The organism is Flammeovirga aprica JL-4 (assembly GCF_012844305.1).
GTDB lineage: Bacteria > Bacteroidota > Bacteroidia > Cytophagales > Flammeovirgaceae > Flammeovirga > Flammeovirga aprica.
In genome coordinates, this window is the sequence record NZ_JABANE010000245.1 from 1 (window position 1) to 2476 (window position 2476).

Sequence of the window (2476 nt, forward strand, 5' to 3'; positions counted from 1 at the left end):
TCATCACATAGATTGGATTTAAAGGGGAAATCACTTAGGACATTAGAAACAAAAGAGTAATATTAATTTATTTTTCAATATCTTGCTAATAGCAATTTGAAAGTGGCACAATATCAGTGAAATGAGTGGCACAAGATGAGTGAAATATATAGGTGGTACAATCATCTGTCTTTTTTTATTCTTGTAACATTAAACAAATATAGTTTTATTTATCGTTTCAACTCTCTTACTTCATCAATACTCAAACCAGTAACGTTTGCAATTTGCTCTTCCGTTAAGTTCATTTTGAAAAGATTTTTAGCCGTTTCTATCGCTTTATTATACTCTCCTTCTTTTCGTCCTTCAACCAATCCCTCTTCTCTTCCAATTTTTTTCCCTTTTACCAAAGCCGTATCTAAAGTGTTAATATAATCGATAAAAATCTTAAGATCCTCATCATAAAGGGATTGTTCTGACTTTGGTAAAGCAGTATACTCCGTGATATTGAATACTTTTTGAAAAATATATTCCTGGTAAATTTTAGGCTGTTCTGAAAAACTGTCAAGGTGATTTAATAGATATACCCACTTTTCAAAATGATCATGAAGATCTACTTCTGCTTTCTTAAACTTCGGCAATTCTAAATACACAAATTTGATCTTCTGATGAAAAACATCATTATCATCGTCTTTCATTTGAACAGTGTGATGAAATCTTTCTTTTGGACTAAATTTAAAATCCATCAAACTGATTACATAAACTGCCTTTAGTTCATAAGCCCAAGTTTCTCCATCTCGTTTCCCTTTTACGGCTTGTTCTTGAATAGGAAAAGTAGAATAATAGAGGGTTCGGTCTTTAAAATGAGTTTGAGGTGCTCTTTGTAATTCAACGATAAATTTCTCACCCTGTTCATTTTCACAATACAGATCAAAGATTGCTTTTCGATCTGTTTCATGTCTTGCTAGTTTTTCCGTTGATTTGTAAGTCAAATCCTCAATTTTATCTTCTTCAGGAAGTACTGTATTTAAAAAATCAATCAGAATATCTTTATTCTGCTCTTCTCCAAATAACTTTTTGAAACCAAAATCAGTAAAAGGGTTTATGTATCTTGAATTTGCCATAAATCAATATCTCAGTTTTTTTTACAAAAATAACAAGTTTAATGAATTCATTTTAGAAAAAACAATACAGAATTACATCAACTTTTATTTTCATACTACTGATTTTCAAAAACATCCAAAGCAGGCAATGCCTTATTCCCAAAATCAAACAACGTCTGATTCTCCCAAGAGGAAGCATCTCTAGCTTCAGGACCTTTCCAAGCAATCAGCTCTCCTCCCCAATAGCAAAACCCTTTAGTGATTCCCTTTTGTTCTGAAATTAATTTGATTTGAGATAAGAACTCTTTTTGCCCTTCTTCCGTAGCTGGATAGTCTGTTGGAATAATTTGTTCATCCGAACCGATAATATTATTGGTCCAATCATTCCAACCTAATGTAAAAGGATAAGCCATTTCGGCAATCAACACTTCTTTATTGTATTTAACTGACAAACTTTTAATATTAGCATCTAAATCGGTTAATGATTTTCCATGCCAATTTGTATAGTAAGACAAACCAATATAATCAAAGTCCAAAGCTTTCATTTTATCAAAAAACCAATCAGCCCCTTCATGTCCTGCGATGTGCAACATAATCTTCGCATCACTTTTAGTTTCTCTTGTTGCCTTTATTCCTGACTTCAACAGCGTAAGACATTGTGCTTCATTAGAGTGTAAATTTCCTTCAGGATGAAGCAGTCCATTATTGATTTCATTACCAATTTGAATATAGTCTGGCTGAATTTTCTGAACGATATCTTTCGTGTATTGGTATACCATTGTATTTAATTCCTCAAAAGACATATTTGACCAAGCTTGAGGTTTTTCTTGTTGCCCTGGATCAGCCCAAGTATCAGAATAATGCACCGTCAACCAAATTTTTAAACCAACGCTTTTTAACTCATTTGAAAAAGCTGTCACTTCCTCCAAGCCAGAATGATTGTTTTCAGGGTCAACCCATAATCTCAAACGAATTGTATTTACACCTTTTTCTTTCAAGTGCTGTACAAAGTCAACTTCCGTCCCTTCTAGATTATAAAATTGATGATTATAGGTCTTGATCTCAGGAAAATTTGAAATATCAACACCTTTAATAAAAGTATCTTTATCTTCTATGGGAGTTTGTTCTTCACTAGAGGATTTACATGAAAAAATACTAACTAATAATAGTAGGGTAATAATAGAATTTTTAAGCATAGATATGGATTAATAAGTGCTTTCTTAACTTGATTCATTTCACAACTAAAGCATTGTAATCAACAATAATTACAATCTTTCAATTGACATTTGTACTAGTTTTCTAAGATCTTCTTTCAGGCTTCCTTCTTCTTCATTTCTCTTATGATTAAAACAAGGAAAATTGTATTTATTTTGTACAATTTCTTCCAAAAGAGATAA

2 protein-coding genes are annotated in these 2476 nt (G+C 31.8%); both read right to left on the reverse strand.

Annotated features, from left to right (window positions below):
* Nucleotides 1-209 precede the first annotated feature (209 nt).
* Entirely contained in the window at nucleotides 210-1100 is an 891-nt protein-coding gene (locus tag HHU12_RS33490) for an Rpn family recombination-promoting nuclease/putative transposase (protein WP_169661076.1), read from the reverse strand.
* 95 nt (nucleotides 1101-1195) lie between these two features.
* Nucleotides 1196-2275: a glycoside hydrolase family 53 protein gene (locus HHU12_RS33495; RefSeq protein ID WP_169661077.1), complete on the reverse strand. Its 1080-nt coding sequence runs from the start codon at nucleotides 2273-2275 to the stop codon at nucleotides 1196-1198.
* Between the last annotated feature and the right edge of the window lie 201 nt (nucleotides 2276-2476).

Bases quoted from the DNA above. Each gene is read 5' to 3' on its own strand.
- HHU12_RS33490 (WP_169661076.1), bottom strand. From the start codon at position 1,100: ATGGCAAATTCAAGATACATAAACCCTTTTACTGATTTTGGTTTCAAA.
- HHU12_RS33495 (WP_169661077.1), bottom strand. From the start codon at position 2,275: ATGCTTAAAAATTCTATTATTACCCTACTATTATTAGTTAGTATTTTT.